The 16,404-nt window shown below is 63.5% G+C and carries 13 protein-coding genes; 11 read left to right on the forward strand and 2 right to left on the reverse strand.

Going from position 1 to position 16,404, the window contains the following annotated elements:
- Positions 1 to 125: 125 nt before the first annotated feature.
- The 11 genes from KHU30_RS19480 (at position 126) to KHU30_RS19530 (ending at position 12,932) form a co-directional block, all read left to right on the forward strand.
- Positions 126 to 281, forward strand: coding sequence for a hypothetical protein (locus KHU30_RS19480; protein WP_211444275.1), 156 nt, complete (start codon positions 126 to 128; stop codon positions 279 to 281).
- Between the two features lie 101 nt (positions 282 to 382).
- Positions 383 to 1,651: a serine hydroxymethyltransferase gene (locus KHU30_RS19485; protein ID WP_211444276.1), complete on the forward strand. Its 1,269-nt coding sequence runs from the start codon at positions 383 to 385 to the stop codon at positions 1,649 to 1,651.
- 15 nt (positions 1,652 to 1,666) lie between these two features.
- Positions 1,667 to 2,638 carry a dipeptidase gene (locus KHU30_RS19490; RefSeq protein WP_211444277.1) on the forward strand — a complete coding sequence of 324 codons (972 nt, stop codon included), beginning with the start codon at positions 1,667 to 1,669 and terminating at the stop codon, positions 2,636 to 2,638.
- Positions 2,639 to 2,667: 29 nt separating this feature from the next.
- Positions 2,668 to 3,192, forward strand: coding sequence for a DUF5943 domain-containing protein (locus tag KHU30_RS19495; RefSeq protein WP_211444278.1), 525 nt, complete (start codon positions 2,668 to 2,670; stop codon positions 3,190 to 3,192).
- Positions 3,193 to 3,206: 14 nt separating this feature from the next.
- Positions 3,207 to 5,270 carry an NADH:flavin oxidoreductase gene (locus KHU30_RS19500; RefSeq protein WP_211444279.1) on the forward strand — a complete coding sequence of 688 codons (2,064 nt, stop codon included), beginning with the start codon at positions 3,207 to 3,209 and terminating at the stop codon, positions 5,268 to 5,270.
- A gap of 2 nt (positions 5,271 to 5,272) precedes the next feature.
- Entirely contained in the window at positions 5,273 to 7,177 is a 1,905-nt protein-coding gene (locus tag KHU30_RS19505) for a (Fe-S)-binding protein (protein WP_211444487.1), read from the forward strand.
- Between the two features lie 2 nt (positions 7,178 to 7,179).
- The gene (locus KHU30_RS19510) at positions 7,180 to 8,343 is read left to right on the forward strand and encodes an electron transfer flavoprotein subunit alpha/FixB family protein (protein WP_230427479.1); all 1,164 of its coding nucleotides are present in this window, start codon (positions 7,180 to 7,182) and stop codon (positions 8,341 to 8,343) included.
- Complete coding sequence (locus KHU30_RS19515) at positions 8,340 to 9,125, forward strand: electron transfer flavoprotein subunit beta/FixA family protein (protein WP_211444280.1); 786 nt, start codon at positions 8,340 to 8,342, stop codon at positions 9,123 to 9,125. The genes KHU30_RS19510 and KHU30_RS19515 overlap by 4 nt, the downstream gene beginning before the upstream one ends.
- 48 nt (positions 9,126 to 9,173) lie before the next feature.
- Complete coding sequence (locus tag KHU30_RS19520; protein ID WP_211444281.1) at positions 9,174 to 10,478, forward strand: aromatic ring-hydroxylating oxygenase subunit alpha; 1,305 nt, start codon at positions 9,174 to 9,176, stop codon at positions 10,476 to 10,478.
- 26 nt (positions 10,479 to 10,504) lie between these two features.
- On the forward strand, positions 10,505 to 11,650 hold the full coding sequence (locus KHU30_RS19525) for a hybrid-cluster NAD(P)-dependent oxidoreductase (protein ID WP_230427480.1): 1,146 nt from the start codon (positions 10,505 to 10,507) through the stop codon (positions 11,648 to 11,650).
- Between the two features lie 424 nt (positions 11,651 to 12,074).
- Complete coding sequence (locus KHU30_RS19530; RefSeq protein ID WP_211444282.1) at positions 12,075 to 12,932, forward strand: glycine betaine ABC transporter substrate-binding protein; 858 nt, start codon at positions 12,075 to 12,077, stop codon at positions 12,930 to 12,932.
- Positions 12,933 to 12,951: 19 nt separating this feature from the next.
- Here KHU30_RS19530 and KHU30_RS19535 read toward each other — a convergent pair whose 3' ends face one another.
- Together KHU30_RS19535 and KHU30_RS19540 are read right to left on the reverse strand one after the other, a co-directional pair.
- On the reverse strand, positions 12,952 to 14,421 hold the full coding sequence (locus KHU30_RS19535) for an efflux transporter outer membrane subunit (RefSeq protein ID WP_230427481.1): 1,470 nt from the start codon (positions 14,419 to 14,421) through the stop codon (positions 12,952 to 12,954).
- A complete protein-coding gene (locus KHU30_RS19540; RefSeq protein ID WP_211444283.1) occupies positions 14,418 to 16,403 on the reverse strand; it encodes a MacB family efflux pump subunit in 1,986 nt (661 codons plus the stop codon). The genes KHU30_RS19535 and KHU30_RS19540 overlap by 4 nt, the downstream gene beginning before the upstream one ends.
- Between the last annotated feature and the right edge of the window lies 1 nt (position 16,404).

Here is a 16,404-nt window from a genome sequence, read left to right on the forward strand (position 1 = left end):
GGTTGTGCGTCGCAATAAGCATGCCAAGCCGAACGGACGCCGCCTCGCCATCCGCCGCAGGACCAATTGCCGCCTGGATTCGCGCGGCGCAGGACTATGCTGCCCGGCGTTTCGGATAGCGGGCAATGCGTGATCATCTGCGTGCGATCGATAGCAATAAATATACAAACGGCCACGTGGCGATCCCGCTTTTTGTGCACGCGATCCATTTCGGCGCAAGCGGCGTCAGCAGGCGTCGAAAACGGCGCTTGGCTAAAAGTGACAGCAATGTCGCAAATTGAAAGGTTCCCGTCAGATCAAGTCAATAGCGGCCAAAGGCTTGGGAGAAGAATGATGTCAAGAGTTAGCCCGATTGACGCATCTCCCTTTCCAGGATCTCGTAATGACACTTCCCGCATTTTCCCAGTCGCTGGCGGAACGCGACGCGCCGATTAAGCGCGCTATCGACCTCGAACTGCAGCGCCAGCAAAACCAGATCGAAATGATCGCCTCGGAAAACATCGTCTCGCGCGCGGTGCTGGAAGCGCAGGGCTCGGTGCTGACCAACAAGTACGCCGAAGGTTATCCGGGCAAGCGCTACTACGGCGGCTGCGAATTCGCCGATCAGGTGGAAACCCTGGCGCTGGAGCGCGTCAAGCAGCTGTTCGGCGCCAGGTTCGCCAACGTGCAGCCGCATTCCGGCGCCCAGGCCAACGGCGCCGTCATGCTGGCGCTGGTCAAGCCGGGCGAGACGGTGCTTGGCATGTCGCTGGACGCCGGCGGCCATCTGACGCACGGCGCGCGGCCGGCTATGTCGGGCAAGTGGTTCAACGCGGTGCAGTACGGCGTCAGCCGCGACACCTATCTGATCGACTATGAGGAAGTCGAAGCGCTGGCCAGGCTGCACAGGCCGCGCCTGATCATCGCCGGCTACTCGGCCTATCCGCGCCAGCTCGATTTCGCCCGCTTCCGCGCCATCGCCGACAGCGTCGATGCGCTGCTGATGGTCGACATGGCGCATATCGCCGGCCTGGTGGCGACCGGCCATCATCCGAGCCCGGTGCCGCATGCGCATGTCGTCACTTCGACGACCCACAAAACCTTGCGCGGCCCGCGCGGCGGCTTCGTGCTGACCAACGACGAAGACATCGCCAAGAAAATCAATTCGGCCGTATTCCCGGGCTTGCAGGGTGGCCCGCTGATGCACGTGATCGCAGGCAAGGCGGTGGCCTTCGGCGAGGCGCTGGAATCGGAGTTCAAGGAATACATCGGCAAGGTGGTCGCCAACGCCAAGGCGCTGGGCGAGGTGCTGCTGGCCGGCGGCGTCGACCTGGTCACCGGCGGCACCGAAAACCATCTGCTGCTGGTCGATTTGCGTCCCAAGGGCTTGAAGGGTACGCAGGTGGAGCATGCGCTGGAGCGCGCCGGCATCACCTGCAACAAGAACGGCATTCCCTTCGATACCGAAAAGCCGACCGTCACTTCCGGCATCCGTCTCGGCACGCCGGCCGGCACCGCGCGCGGCTTCGGCGTCGATGAGTTCCGCACCATAGGCCGCCTGACGGTAGAGATCTTCGACGCCCTGGCGCGCAAGCCGGAAGGCGATGCCGAGGTCGAGCAAAAGGTGCTGGCTGAAGTACAGGCGCTGTGCAAGCGTTTCCCTATCTATTAAGGTAAAGGAGCAAGCATGAGCAACCTCCATCAGCAAAGCCTGGTCATCGACGGCCTGAACATCTCCAAGTGGGAGCGGCCGGTATTCGAAGACATGAAGAAAGGCGGCCTGAGCGCCGTCAACTGCACCATCTCGGTGTGGGAGAACTTCCAGGGCACGGTCGGCAACGTGGTCGACATGAAGAACCTTATCCGCGACAACGCCGACCTGTTGACCCTGGTGCGCGGCGTCGACGACATCAAGCGCGCCAAGCAGGAAGGGCGCACCGGCGTCATCCTCGGTTTCCAGAACGCCCATGCGTTTGAAGACAATCTCGGCTATATCGAAGTGTTCGCAGAGCTGGGCGTGCGGGTGGTGCAGCTTTGCTACAACACGCAGAACCTGATCGGCACCGGCTGCTACGAGCGCGACGGCGGTCTGTCCGGCTTCGGCCGCGAAGTGATCGCCGAGATGAACCGGGTCGGCATCATGGTGGATCTGTCGCATGTCGGCGGCAATACCTCCACCGAAGCGATCCTGGCGTCGAACAAGCCGGTGTGCTATTCGCATTGCCTGCCGTCCGGCCTGAAGCAGCATCCGCGCAACAAGAGCGACGAGCAGCTGAAGTTCATCGCCGACCACGGCGGCTTCATCGGCGTCACCATGTTCCCGCCTTTCCTCAAGCGCGGCAGCAGCGCCAATGTCGACGACTATGTGGAAGCCTTCGATTACATCATCAAGCTGGTCGGCGACGACTGCGTCGGCATCGGCACCGATTTCACGCAAGGCTACGGCAAGCCTTTCTTCGAATGGCTGACGCACGACAAGGGACGCCATCGCCGCCTGACCGATTTCGGCACGGTGATCAACCCGGAAGGCTTCCGCACCATCGGCGATTTCCCCAACCTGACCACGGCCATGGAACGCGCCGGCTGGAAGGAAAGTCGCATACGCAAGGTGCTGGGCGAAAACTGGCTGCGGGTGTTCGGCGAAGTCTGGGCCGCCTGACAGCTCTACCTAAATACCGAGGAGTAGCGATGCAACCACAATTGCCGATTGAAGTCGATGCCGAGACCGGCGTCTGGACTACCGACAAGCTGCCGATGCTGTACGTGCCGCGCCATTTTTTCACCAATAACCATACCGCGGTGGAAGCGGCGCTCGGGCGCGAAAAATATGCCCAGATCCTGTACGACGCCGGCCACAAGTCCGCCTATTACTGGTGCGAAAAGGAGGCCCGGCAGCATGGCATGTCCGGCCTCGACGTCTACAAGCACTACCTGAAACGCCTGTCGCAACGCGGCTGGGGCCTGTTCTCCTTTACCGAGGTCGATGCCGCCAATGCCAGCGCCAGCATCAGGCTGGCCAATTCATCGTTCGTGCTGCAGCAGCCCGAAGCGCAAGGCAAGCTGTGCTACATGTTCGCCGGCTGGTTCGCCGGCGCCATGGACTGGGTGTCCGACACCACCGGCAATCCGCGCCGCGCGGCGTGCAGCGAAACCCAGTGCGGCGGCGAAGGACACGCGCATTGCGTCTTCACGGTTACACCGCTTTCCGCCTAGGGCCAAAACCGATCATGCGCTATCCCACTTTGTTTTCGCCGCTGACCCTGAACCAGGTAACCCTGCGCAACCGCGTAGTCAGCACCGCACATGCCGAAGTCTATGCGGAAGCAGGCGGTTTGCCCGGCGAACGCTATATCCGCTACTACGAGGAAAAAGCCAAGGGCGGCCTCGGCCTGGCGATCTGCGGCGGCTCCAGCACGGTGTCCATCGACAGCCCGCAAGGCTGGTGGAAATCGGTCAACCTGACTACCGACAAAGTGATCGAGCCTTTGTCGCGGCTGGCGGAAGCGATGCACCGGCACGGCGCCAAGATCATGATCCAGGCCACCCACATGGGGCGCCGCACGGCATGGCATGGCGAGAACTGGCCGCACCTGGTCAGCCCGTCGGGAATCCGCGAGCCGGTCCATCGCGGCAACGCCAAGATCATCGAGATCGAAGAAATCCGCCGCATCGTCGCCGACTTCGCCGCCGCCGCCAAGAGAGTCCAGCAAGCCGGCATGGACGGCATCGAGATTTCCGCCGCCCACCAGCAGCTGATCGACCAGTTCTGGAGCCCGCGCGTCAACCAGCGCAGCGATGAGTACGGCGGCAGCCTGGAAAACCGCATGCGCTTCGGCATCGAAGTGTTGACGGCGGTGCGGGAAGCGGTCGGCAAGGATTTTTGCGTCGGCCTGCGCATGTGCGGCGATGAATTCCATGAGGATGGCGTCGATCACGAAACCGCCAAGCAGATTGCGCAGGCGATGTCTGCCAGCGGCCTGATCGATTTCCTGAGCGTGGTCGGCTCCGGCGCCGATACCCACAACACGCTGGCCAATTGCATGCCGCCCATGGCCTTGCCGCCGGAACCTTTCGTGCACCTGGCGGCCGGCATCAAGGCAGTGTCCAGCGTGCCGGTGATGCACGCGCAAAGCATACGCGACGCCGGCCAGGCGGAACGCATACTGTCGACCGGCATGGTGGACCTGGTCGGCATGACGCGCGGGCAGATCGCCGATCCGTACATGGTGATCAAGATCCGCGACGGCCGCGAAGACGAAATCAAGCAGTGCGTCGGCGCCAATTATTGCATCGACCGCCAGTACAACGGCCTCGATGTATTGTGCGTGCAGAATGCCGCCACCTCGCGCGAACAGAGCATGCCGCACCAGATTGCCAGCAGCCGCGGACCTAAGCGCAAGGTGGTGGTGGTCGGCGCCGGTCCGGCCGGGCTGGAAGCGGCGCGCGTGGCGCGCGAGCGCGGCCATGAGGTGGTTCTGTTCGAGCGCAGCGAAGCGGTCGGCGGCCAGATCAACCTGGCCGCCAAGGCGCCGCAGCGCGAACAGATGGCCGGCATTGTGCGCTGGTTTGACATGGAAACCAGGCGTCTCGGCGTCGACCGCCGGCTGGGCGTCAATGCCGATGAAGCCATGATCATGGCTGAACAGCCCGATATCGTGGTGCTGGCCACCGGCGGCAGCAACTACACCGGCCAGGTTGCGGCATGGGGCATCGCCGAGGGTTTGTCGGTCAGCTCCTGGGACATTTTGCAAGGGCGGGTCGCACCGGGCAAGAACGTGCTGGTGTATGACGGCATCAGCACCCACGCCGGCTTCGGCGTCGCCGATTTCCTGGCCAGCCGCGGCAGCCTGGTGGAAATCGTCACGCCCGACGTCAAGATCGCCGACGACACCGGCGGCACCACCTTCCCGATTTTTTATCGCCGCCTGTATGCCCAGGGCGTGATTCCGACGCCGAACTACTGGCTGGACCGGGTCTATGCCGAAGGCGGCAAGAAGGTGGCAGTGCTGCGCAACGAGTACACCGAGCTGCAGGAGGAGCGGGTGGTGGACCAGGTGGTGATTGAAAACGGCATCCTGCCCAACGACCAGCTGTACTGGTCGCTCAAGCCGCAATCGCTCAACCGCGGCCAGACCGACGTCCACAAGCTGTTCGCCGCCGAGCCGCAGCCGGCTCTGTCGGAAACGCTGGGCGACGGCCGTTTCCTGCTGTTCCGGGTCGGCGACTGCATCTCCATGCATAACATCCACGCCGCGATCTACGATTCGCTGCGCCTGTGCAAAGACTTCTGACCATGAGCGCGGCGGCTTCTTCTCTCAATCTGTTCATCACGGTCCTGTTCTGGCTTTCGCTGGCGGGGCTGGCGGCGGGCATGGCGCGGCGGGCTGCCCTGTGGCGCGCAGGCCGTGCAGCGCCGGTGGCCTGGCCAGGCTTGCTGGCCATCCCCAAGCGCTATTTCGTTGACCTGCACCATGTGGTGGCGCGCGATCCGTACATTGCCCGCACCCACGTGGCCACCGCCGGCGGCGCCATCGCCGCCATGGCGCTGGTGGCGGTCAACTACGGCTTGATGCTGTATGCGCCAGCCCTGAATACCGCAATCGGCTTGTTCGCGCTGCTGATGCTGGTGGGCGTGCTGTTCGTCTGGCATCGCCGCCGCACGCCGCCGGCGCGGCTGTCGCGCGGCGCCTGGATGCGGCTGCCATGGATGCTGTCCGCGTTTGCGCTGGGCATGCTGGCGCTGGGCTTTGTCCCACTGCAATTTGTCTCCGGTGCCAGCGCGCTGGCGACCGTGGTCTTGCTGGGCCTGGGCGCCTGGACCCTGACTGTCGGCGCTGCCCGCGGCGGTCCGATGAAGCACGCGCTGGCCGGCTTGCTGCACCTGGCCTTTCATCCACGTCCGGAACGCTTCAATAAAACCGCCGGCGGCGCCCCGACTACCGCGCTCAAGTCCTTGCAGCTGGAACAGGGCGAGCTGGGCGTCGGCAAACCGATCGAGTTCCGCTGGAACCAGTTGCTGAGCTTTGATGCCTGCGTCCAGTGCGGCAAGTGCGAAGCCGCCTGCCCGGCGTTTGCCGCCGGCCAGCCCTTGAATCCTAAGAAGCTGATCCAGGACATGGTGACCGGCATGGCAGGCGGCAGCGACGCCGGTTTCGCCGGCAGTCCTTATCCCGGCATCCCGCTCGGCGGCCATCAAGGCAGCCCGCTGGAGGCGATCGTACCCGGCCTGATTTCCAGCGACACGCTGTGGTCCTGCACCACCTGCCGCGCCTGCGTGCAGGAGTGTCCGATGCTGATCGAGCATGTGGACGCCATCGTCGATCTGCGCCGCCATCAAACCTTGCAGTTCGGTGCCGTGCCGGGCAAAGGACCGGAAGTGCTGGCCAATTTGCGTGAAACCGGCAGCGCCGGCGGCTACGACCTTGGGGCGCGCTACAACTGGGCGCTCGACCTGGATGTCCGGCGGATCAGCGCCGGCCAGCCGGTCGACGTGCTGCTGCTGGTGGGCGAAGGCGGCTTCGACATGCGTTACCAGCGCAGCCTGCGCGCACTGGTCAAGGTGCTGCAAGCCGCGCAGGTCGATTTCGCCGTGCTTGGTTCGCTGGAAAGCGATTGCGGCGATGTCGCCCGCCGCCTTGGCGATGAAGCCACCTTCCAGAACCTGGCGCAGCAGATGATTGCGCAGCTGTCGGCGTTCACCTTCAGGCGGATTGTGACGGCCGATCCGCATGTCATGCACTGCTTGCGCAACGAATATCCGGCGCTGGGCGGGCGCTACGAGGTGCTGCATCACACCGGCTTCATGGCATCGCTGGTCAGCGAAGGCAAGCTCAAGCCGCGCGCAGCCGCCGACAGCGATCAGCGTTTCACCTATCACGATCCCTGCTACCTGGGCCGCTATAACGGCGAAACCGAAGCGCCGCGCGAACTGTTGAAACTGCTGGGCCTGCCGCTGCACGAAATGGAGCGTCACGGCATGCGCGGCCGCTGCTGCGGCGGTGGCGGCGGCGCGCCGCTCACCGATATCCCCGGCAAGCAGCGCATTCCCGACATCCGCATCCACGATGCGCGCACGGTAGGCGCCGATACGGTGGTGGTGGCTTGTCCGAACTGCACCGCGATGCTGGAAGGCGTCGTGGGACCGCGCCCCGAGGTGCGCGATATCGCCGAACTGCTGGCCGCTGCATTGGAGCATTGAAGATGGCAACCACCATGGCAACAGCAGGCATCAGGCGGATAGATCCGCGTCGTCCGTTCACGCTCAATGCCGACGGCTTGAAGCGCATCGTGCTGGGACAGACGGGCGCTGCAGGCCTTGATCTGCAAGCGCTTCCGCCCGCGCCGGCGCAGCATCCGATCAAGCCGCAGCGCCTGGCAGCCGATGCTCGGCTGGCAAAATACCTGCTGGCGGTGGTGCACAGCGACCGCGGCAGCCTTGACGAACATGCGCGGCAGGCAGTGGCCGCTGCTGCCCTGCTGGCGGATGGCGTCACGGAAGTGGTGCTGCTGGTGTTCGGCGAGCTGAACGACGATGCGGCCGCCCTCGGCGCCGACCGCTGCATCGTCCTGCCGCAATACGGCAGTCATCTGTTTGCGCCGGAAGCGGAGCTGGCGGCCCTGGCCGCCTTGTTCAAAGAATTGCAGCCAGCGCATGTGTTCATGCCGGATAACGGCGTCGCCGACAGCGACCTGGGACGGCGCCTGGGGGCGGCCATGAGCGTGGCCAGCATCGCCACGCACGTGGTGGAGATCAAGCAAGAAGGGTTGGCGGTCTATAGGCAGCAAGGCAGCCTGATGGCGCGCCGCGAACTGACGGCAATCGTGCTGCTGGAAGCCGATGCCGTGGATGCGCGCTTGCCCTTCCTTGGGCGCGGGCAGCGGGACGAGCAGCTCGCCGCTACGCTCGGCGTCGCGGCCAGCAACGCTCCAGCAGGAGCATTTACCGACCTCGGCGTCAAAACCATGGCGGCTTCGCAAATGGCGCTGGATGAAGCCGATTTCATCGTTTCGGCAGGCAATGGCGTCGGCGATGTCGCACTGTTCAACTCGCTGGCGCAGGTGCTGGACGCCGCGGTGGGCGCCAGCCGGGTTGCGGTCGACGACGGTAAGTTCGAACGCGACAAGCAGATCGGCGCCACCGGCAAGACGGTCAGCGCCAGCGCTTACCTGGCCTTCGGTATTTCAGGCGCGGTCCAGCACCTGCAGGGCATCAAGGATTGCCGCCATGTGATCGCGGTCAACCTGGACGCCAGCGCCCCCATGATCAAGCGCGCCGATCTCAGCATCATCGGCGACGCGCAGGAACTGATGTCAGCTTTGCTGCAACAGGTCAGGCAAGCCCGCGCGGTGGAGGCAGCACCATGAGGCAGCAGGCTATCAAGCGGATTGCCGTACTGGTATCGATAGGCCGGCACCCGGTCAGCGGCGTGCCGCGCTACAGCCGCAACGACGCCGCCGCGCTCGGACTGGCGAGCGAACTGGCGCAGCAAGCGGCCGATGCCAGCATCGATGTGATCCATGCCGGCCAGGCCGGCAATCCTGCGCTGCCCGAGTATCTGGCGCTGGGCGCGGCCAGGATCAGCGTGATCGAAACGGCTGCGGCGCAGGACGTATTGCCGGCCTTGCAGGAGCAATTGCAAGCCTACGACCTGGTGCTGTGCGGCAGCCGCGCCGAGAGCGGCGAAGCCAGCGGCATGCTGCCTTATCGGCTGGCCGCGCGGCTGAACCTGCCTTTGCTGGCCGGGGTGATTGCGGTGACGCCGGGCAGCGATGCCATCGTCGCCCAGCAGTTCTTGCCGAAAGGACGGCGGCGCGAGGTCGCCTTGCCGCTGCCGGCTTTGCTGACGGTGCATCCGCTGGCGCCGTCCCGCTTGCGTTATGCCTATGCCAGGCTGCGTGCCGGCCGCATCAGCAGCCAGGTTTTTCCTGGGGAGACGAGCGATGCCGGCGAGGAATGGCAGGTCGAAGCCGCCAAAGCCTTGCCGCGCAAGCTGGCGGCGCCCGAGAAGCGTTCCGGCCATGCGCGCATGCAGGCGGCCACCGTGGCCGAAAGCCGAGGCGGCAAGGTGCTGCAGGAGGGCAGTGCGGCTGACAAGGCGCAGGCGGTGCTGGCTTATTTGCGCGAGCATCGCCTGGTCGATTATTAGTTTGCAGATGCGTTTGCAAATACGTTTGCAATTGCGGCGGTTCCATACATGCACCACATGGAGAAAAAATTGAAAGTATCCAAAGAGATCCAAGCACTGATCGCCGAACGCCTGCCGGGCCATAGCCTGGATGCGCCGTTTTACCTGAGCCCGGAAATTTTCGAGATGGATGTCCGGGAGATTTTCGGCAAGCACTGGATCCATGTCGCGGTCGATCCGGATATTCCCGAGCCGGGCGACTACGTGACGGTCGAGATCGGCCTCAATTCCATCGTGGTGGTGCGCGACGACGACATGGCGGTGCGCGCCTATCACAACGTCTGCCGCCACCGCGGCGCGCGCCTGTGTTCCGAGCACAAGGGTTCGGTCGGCAACCTGGTCTGTCCCTATCATCAATGGACTTACAACCTGGGTGGCGAGCTGATCTATGCCGAACACATGGGCGAGAAATTCGACCGCTGCAAGCACAGTCTCAAGCCGGTGCACGTGGAAAACCTGGCAGGGCTGATCTTCATCTGCCTGGCGGAACATCCGCCTGAAGATTTTTCGGTGATGCGCGCAGCCATGGCGCCGTATCTGCTGCCGCACGGCCTGCAGGATTGCAAGATCGCCAAGCAGGTCGACCTGATCGAAGAGGGCAACTGGAAGCTGACCATGGAAAACAATCGCGAGTGCTACCACTGCGCGACCAACCATCCGGAACTGACGGCGTCCTTGTTTGAATTCGGCTTCGGCTACCAGACCGCGCCCGGCAACGCCGAGCAGATCGGCGAGTTCAATCGCCTGGCCGCGGAGCGTTGCGCCGAATGGGAGCGCGGCGGCCTGCCGTCGGCCGAGATCGAGCGCCTGGACGAGCTGGTGAGCGGTTTCCGCACGCAGCGCCTGCCATTGGACCGCGCTGGCGAATCGCAGACGCTCGATGGCAAGGTCGCCTGCGGGATGCTGCTGGGGCAGTTCAAACGCGCCGACCTGGGCGGCCTGTCGTTCTGGACCCAGCCGAATTCCTGGCATCACTTCATGAGCGATCATATTGTCAGTTTTTCGGTCCTGCCCTTGTCGGCGGAACGCACGCTGGTGCGCACCAAATGGCTGGTGCACAAGGATGCGCGCGAAGGCATCGACTATCAGCTGGATAACCTGACGGCGGTGTGGAACGCCACCAACGACCAGGACAAGCGGCTGGTCGAGCTGTCGCAGCAGGGGGCGCGCAGCAGCGCCTATCAGCCCGGCCCTTATTCGCCGTTTACGGAAGGCCTGGTGGAAAAATTCTGCACCTGGTACATCGGCCGTCTGCAGGCAGGCTTGGCCGCGCCCGAGGCTGCTTCAGTGAGCCTGCTGCGGAGAATGGATTGAAAGCCGAAATGCTGCCGGGACCGGTCATGGAAACAAATAAACTGAATCGCCGGAATTTCTGGGACGCCATGCCGCCGCCGTGGAACAGCGAGAGCGAGGATACCTTGGTATGTTGCCAGGTGCGGACGGAGACGCATGACGTCAAGAGTTTTTTCTTCGCCACGCCCGACGGCAGCGCCTTCATCTTCCAGCCCGGCCAGTTCATCACGCTGGAGCTGGAAATCGATGGCGAAGCCGTCAACCGCTGCTACACCGTTTCTTCGTCGCCGGCACGGCCGCATGCCATCTCGATCACGGTCAAGCGTGTGCCGGGCGGGCCGGTGTCGAACTGGCTGCACGATAACCTGAAAGCAGGCGACAAGGTCAAGGTGCTGCGGCCGGCCGGCGATTTCACCTGCGCGCTCCATCCGGCGGAGAAATACCTGTTCCTGTCGGCCGGTTCGGGCATCACGCCATTGATGTCGATGACGCGCGCCCATCACGACCTGTGCGACGACCGCGACATCGTTTTCATGCACAGCGCGCGCACGCCGGACGACATCATCTTCGAGCGCGAGCTGGGCCTGATCGCCGCCAGCCAGCAGAATTTCAAGACCCGTTTCATCTGTGAACGGCTGGGACAGCGGCGCGACTGGCCGGGACCGACCGGCATGCTGTCGCTGGCGGCGCTGAAACTGATGGCGCCCGATTTCATGGAGCGCGAAGTCTTCGTCTGCGGCCCCGCGCCCTACATGAAGGCGGTGCGCAGCATGCTGGATGAAGCAGGCTTCGACCGCGCGCGCTATCACGAAGAAAGCTTTTCCTTCGAGACTTTGCAGCTGGAGGCCGGACAGGCAAGCGCGGAAAACGGAGCAATCGGCGGAGCAGAAAGCGGCGCAACACCGGCAAGCAGCGAGCCAGCGGCGCTGGCCGGTTTCGAAATCAACTTCCAGAAAAGCAACCGTCAGATCGTCTGCGGCCCGCAGCAGCATGTGCTGGAAGCCGCCCGCAATGCCGGCGTGCGGCTGGCATCGTCCTGCGCCCAAGGGATGTGCGGCACCTGCAAAGTCAAGCTGGTTTCCGGCAGCGTCGACATGCAGCACAAAGGCGGCATCCGCCAGCGCGAAATCGACCAAGGCATGGTGCTCCTGTGCTGCAGCAAACCGCTAAGCAACCTCGTAGTAGACAAATAGAAAAGGCAGCAGAAACGCAGTCAATCACGCAGTCAATCGGGGTCAGAGTTTTTTTACGACAGTTTCATCGTCGTAAATTACTCTGACCCCGATTGACGGCCCAAAGAGCACCAGTCGTAGCAAACCGATGTAAATAAATTCGACTCCGACCCCAATTAATTCGTAGTAGACAAATAAGAAGGCGCACCGGAAACGCAGTCAATTGGGGTCAGAGTTTTTTTACGACAGTTTCATCGTCGTAAATTACTCTGACCCCAATTGACGGCCCACGGAGCGCCAGCCGTAGCAAGCCGATGCAAATAAATTCGACTCCGATCCCAATTAATTCAATTAGCTGGTTACGGAGCACGAGCAGCAGTAAGTCGAAGAAAATCAATTCGACTCTGACCCCAATTGATTGCAATAACATTGAAAGAGTCCTGCCATGAATCCACTACGAAAACTATGCTGCCTTGTCCTCGCACTGACATGCCTCGCAAGCACGGGCGCGGTGAATGCTGAACCTAAGCCGGTCATCAGGATCGGCTATGTGGAAGGCTGGTCCGACAGCGTGGCGACGACCTATGTCGCGGCGCAAATCATCAGGCAGGATCTCGGCTATGAAGTCAAACTGATTCCGGTTTCCGCCGGCCTGATGTGGCAGGGCGTGGCGCGCGGCGACCTGGACGCGACCATGTCGGCGTGGCTGCCGGCTACCCAGGGTGCCTACTATGAAAAGCTGAAGGGCAAGGTGGTCAATCTGGGCGTCAATTATCCTGGCGCCAGGATAGGGCTGATTGTGCCTGCTTATGTCAATGCCAGCAGCATTGCGGACTTGCCGGCGCAGAAAGCTGCTTTCGAGGGACGCATCGTCGGCATCGATGCCGGCGCCGGCGTCATGACCAAGACTGAACTGGCGATCAAGGAGTACGGCCTGGACTACAAGCTGCTGCCAAGCTCGGGCAGCGGCATGGCCGCTGAGCTGGAACGCTCGATCAGGAACAACAAGGCGATCGCGGTGACGGGATGGGTGCCGCACTGGATGTTCGCCAAGTGGAAACTCAAGTTCCTCGACGATCCGAAGAAGGTCTACGGCGAAGCCGAACATGTCGACAATATCGCCAATCCCGGCCTGGCGGCGAAGGCCAAGCCGGTCAATGACTTGCTGAAGAATTTTTCATGGAAGCCGGGCGAGATCGACAGCGTCATGCTGGCGGTGGAAAACGGCGCCAAGCCGGAAGCGGCGGCCAGGCAATGGCTGGATGCGCATCCGCAGCGCGTCCGCGAGTGGCTGCAAAAATAAGGCAGCCGCAACGGCCTGCCTATTTCTCGTTGTAGGGTAAGGGCGGCCGCTCCGCAGCCGGTGGGCTGGCGGCGGCTATTTTCATGTCGCCGCCGAGCGCCTGATACAGCTTGACCTGGCTGTTGAGCAGGTTGAGATTGTTGTCCGCCATGGCAATCTCAGCGGAGCGCAAGGTTTCCTGTGCGTCGAGCCAGATCTTCAGCGCCACCGAACCGGCGCGGTAGCGCTCCTGGTACAGGCTTTCGACGTGCCGGGCCGCCGCCAGCGACTGTGCCAGCTTGAGGCCTTGGGCCTGGAACTGGCTGCGTGCGGACAGCGCGATTTCGACGTCGCGCAAGGCCTTGTAGAAAGTCTGGCGGAAGTCGACCGAGGCCTTTTCATAATCGATCTTGGAGACGGCGATGTTCAGCTGCATCTGGTTCCACTGCAGGAATGGAAAAGTCAGGCTGGAGGCCAGCGTGCCTACCGGGTTCTGCAGCAGGTTTTGCAGGCTGGTGCTGGCGCTGCCGAGGCTGCCGGTCAGGCTGAAGGTCGGGTAGTAGCTGGTGCGAATGGCGTCGGCGCTGGACAGCGTCTTGCGCAGGCGCAGTTCCGCCGCGCGCAAATCCGGGCGCCGCGCCAGCAGCTCGGCAGGCAGGCCGGCGTCGACAGCCGGCAGGGTCTCGGCGGCCAGCCGGTAATGTTCGCTGCCCTCGGTTTCCGGCGGGCCGTCGAACAGGATCGCCAGCGCGCTGCGGGTTTCAACCATGTCTTGCAGCAGCTGCGTATGGCCGGCCTGCTGCGACGCCAGCGAGCGTTCGGCTTCCAGCACTTCCAGGGAGGACACGGCGCCGGCGTCGTATTGCACGCGCACCAGCTGCAGGATCCTGGCGACATAGGCGATGCTTTGCTCGCTAAGGGCGATGCGCTGCTGCAGGTTGGCGATTTTCCAGTAGAGACCGGCAGTGGTGCCGATCAACGACAAGGCCGCGCTGTCGCGGTCTTCCGCCGTCGCCAGCGCCTCCCATTGGGCGGCGTCGCGCTGGCTGGCCAGTTTTCCCCACAGGTCGACTTCATAGGCGACGCTTGCGCTCAGCGACTGGCTGCGGCTGCTGGCCGGCGCACCGGAAAGGCCTGGCGGATTATTGGATGAACCACCCAGGTTGCGGCTGTTGCTGGTGCTCAGGCCTAGCGAGACGGTTGGATTGGTGGCGGCGAGGCCGGCTTGCAGCTGCGCCCGCCGTACGAGGATGGCAGCCGCAGCCAGGTCGTTGTTGCGCGCCAGCGCCAGCTCGATCAGCTGATCCAGCTGCGGATCGTTGAAGTTGCGCCACCAGCGGTCGCGCTGGGTAGCGGCGCCGGCAGTCGGGATCGGCTGGTTCTGCCAGGCGGTCGGCATGCTGAGCGCTTGCGGCTGGTAGGGTGTGTGCAAGCTGCCGCAGCCAGCCAGCAGGCTGATGGCGGCAACGCCGAGAGTCATCTTGAAATTGCGCATGGGGATAGGTTTCATTCTCGTGCCAAGGCCTCGACCGGATCCAGGCGGGCCGCGTTGCGGGCGGGCAGAAATCCGAAGATGATGCCGATCAGGGTGGAGCAGGTGCAGGCGACCACGATCGAGGTGAGCGAATAATGCATCTGGAAACTGCCGCCGAAACTGGCGAACAGCACGCCGATGCCGAGCGCCAGGCCGATGCCGAGCACGCCGCCCAGCAGGCACACCAGCACCGCTTCGATCAGGAACTGCCGCATGATGTCGCCCTGGCGCGCGCCGACCGCCATGCGCACGCCGATTTCCTGGATCCGTTCGGTGACCGAGACCAGCATGATGTTCATCACGCCGATGCCGCCGACCGCCAGCGAGATCAGCGCGATCATCGACACCAGCAGGGTCATGGTGCGGGTGGTCGATTCGATCGTCTTGCGGATGCTGTCGCTGTTCAGGATGTAGAAATCCTTGCTGCCGTGGCGCTGGGTGAGCAGTTTGACGATGCTCTGCTCGGCAGCGGCAGGCGAGGCGGCATCGTTGATGCGCACCGCGATCGACTGCAGGGAAGACTGGCCGACGATGCGCTTCTGTGCAGTGGTGTAGGGCACCCACAAGGTCAGGCTGCTGCCGCCGCCGCTAAAGGAGCTTTTTTCCTTCTTGGCGACGCCGATGATGCGGCTCGGGACATTTCCCAGCATCAGCACCTGTCCGACAGGATCGCCGCCGCTGCCGAACAGTTTCTGGCGCGTGTTGTGGTCGATCACCACTTCCTGCAGCTGATGGCGGATGCTGTCCGGCGTAAAGGATCTCCCTTCCGCCATCTCGATCCCGTACACGCGGAAATGCTGGTCGCCGACGCCTTGCAGCGAGGCGCTCACCGAGATGTTCCGGTAGCGCACCGTGGCCGCCGTGGTGACGCCGGGCGTGGCGCTGTCGGCATACGGCTGCTGGGCCAGCACATCGGCATCGGCCGACACCAGGGTGCGCAGCGCGGAGGCCTTTTCGTCGCCCCAGTCCTTGCCGGGATAGATCGTGATGTTGTTGGTGCCGAGGAAGCTGATGTCCTTCAGGATCTGGCGGCGCGAGCCTTCGCCCAGCGCCACCACCGACACCACCGAGGCGATGCCGATGATGATCCCCAGCATGGTGAGGAAGCTGCGCAGCCGGTGCGAACGCATGGCCAGCAAAGCCATGCGGCAGGCTTCGACCAGGCTGGCGCCGGTGGCGCGCCAGGACGACTCCTGCTGCAGGCCGATCTGCGGCCGGCTGACGTTTGCTGCGGCAGCCGGCGCTGGAGCTGACACGATGCTGCCGCCGCTTTTGCTAGGACGGTCGGCGATGATTTCGCCGTCGCTGATCTCGATGATGCGTTGCGCATATTCGGCCACGTGCATGTCGTGCGTGACGATGATCACGGTATGGCCTTCGGCATGCAGTTCCTGCAGGATCTTGATGACTTCCTGGCCGCTGTGGCTGTCGAGGGCGCCGGTCGGTTCGTCCGCCAGTATCACCTGACCGCCGTTCATCAGCGAGCGGGCGATGCTGACGCGCTGCTGCTGGCCGCCGGACAGCTGGCTGGGCCGGTGGTGGCTGCGGTTGGCCAGGCCCAGGCGCGCCAGCAGCTCATGTGCACGCTGCCTGCGCGCCGCCGCCGGCTTGCCGGCATAGATCGCCGGGATTTCGACATTGCTCGCGGCATCCAGGTCCGGCAGCAGATGATAGCGCTGGAAGATGAAGCCGAAATGCTCGCGCCGCAGCTGCGCCAGCGCATCCGGCTGCATCTCGCCGGTAGCCTGGCCGGCGACGTGGTAGCTGCCGCTGCTGGGCCGGTCGAGGCAGCCGAGGATATTCATCAGCGTCGACTTGCCAGAACCGGATGGGCCGACCAGCGCCACCATTTCGCCGGCGGCGATCTTCAGGTTGATATTGTTGAGGACGGTGACGGTTTCTTCGCCGGATGGAAAGCGCCGGTACAGTCCGCTCAGTTCTAGCAGTGCGGGTTCCATG

This window comes from Collimonas humicola (assembly GCF_018304945.1).
In the GTDB taxonomy this organism is placed as follows: Bacteria; Pseudomonadota; Gammaproteobacteria; order Burkholderiales; family Burkholderiaceae_D; genus Collimonas; species Collimonas humicola.